This window comes from Vibrio sp. 779(2023) (genome assembly GCF_033344285.1).
Taxonomy (GTDB): Bacteria; Pseudomonadota; Gammaproteobacteria; order Enterobacterales; family Vibrionaceae; genus Vibrio; species Vibrio alginolyticus.
This window is the reverse complement of the sequence record NZ_JAWPOM010000186.1, coordinates 1-1,109: the sequence shown is the minus strand read 5'-3', so window position 1 is coordinate 1,109 and position 1,109 is coordinate 1. Positions and strand designations below refer to the sequence as shown.

Genomic DNA, 1,109 nt, shown 5'->3' with positions numbered 1-1,109 from the left:
AACACCAAATGATGTTGTTTCTGTCATTGCAACTCAGCCTTTAACCGGCAATGAGACTTGGCATCGAATGAAGCCCGGTGAATATGGTTTGTTTCACCTTGGTGAACTGATCCAAAACAATGCATCTGATTTGAAAGATGTGCCATTTGCAGCGCCCAAACCGGGTAATCAAGCTCCGACCGAACCGTTGGAATAACGACGTTTCTAGACATCAAGTTTTCCAAATAACAAAAAGGCAGTCACTCGACTGCCTTTTTTGATGCGATTTTGTATTGATTTTGTATGTAAGCCAGCAATAGCACTGAGAATTCTTAATCATCAGATCCGTTTGCTTAACTTGTGCTTATAACTATGCTTTCCGCTGAATCAGTTGGCTCAGCATAAACAAAGAAGTCGCACTGATCACCACTGACGGGCCTGCTGGTGTGTCGAAGTGCCACGACAGACTCAGTCCCATTAGAACTGAAATCGCACCTATGATGGATGCGAAGAATGCCATTTGTTCTGGTGTAGAAGACAACTTGCGCGCTGTTGCTGCTGGGATGATCAGTAGTGAAGTCATGATAAGGGCACCGACAAACTTCATACCTACCGCAATCACTACGCCCACCATCAGCATCAAGACCAGACGAATTAAATCTGTGTTCACACCTTCTACAGCGGCTAGCTCTTCGCTGACGGTACTTGATAATAACGGTCGCCAGAATATGTACAAACATGCACTAACGGCAATTACGCCGGCATAAATAAACATCAAATCTTCTGGTGATACAGCTAATAAATCACCAAATAGGTAACTCATTAGATCGACACGAACATTGTCCAAAAAGCTTACTGACACCAAACCGATAGACAAAGAGCTGTGAGCCAGAATTCCGAGTAGGGTATCTGTGGCCACCAGTTGCTGCCTTTGCAGTGTTACAAGGAGTACCGCTAATGCTAAACAGCAGACTAGCAGCGCAAGATAGAGGTTAACGTTCAGTAAGAACCCGAGAGCGAGCCCCATTAACGATGCATGGGCAAGAGTGTCACCGAAGTAGGCCATTTTGCGCCGTACAACAAAAGACCAAAGTGGACCTGCGATGAGTGCAATACCAATACGAGCAAGA

At 45.2% G+C, this 1,109-nt stretch carries 2 protein-coding genes; one reads left to right on the top strand and one right to left on the bottom strand.

The window, feature by feature from the left end:
* Positions 1–196, top strand: a 196-nt coding sequence (locus tag R8O70_RS25960; protein WP_318184555.1) for a class II glutamine amidotransferase, incomplete at its 5' end; no start/stop codon positions are given.
* A gap of 153 nt (positions 197–349) precedes the next feature.
* Here the strand turns inward: R8O70_RS25960 and znuB are convergent.
* Positions 350–1,109: zinc ABC transporter permease subunit ZnuB (gene znuB, locus R8O70_RS25955; RefSeq protein WP_318184554.1), on the bottom strand; the 760-nt coding region annotated here is incomplete at its 5' end.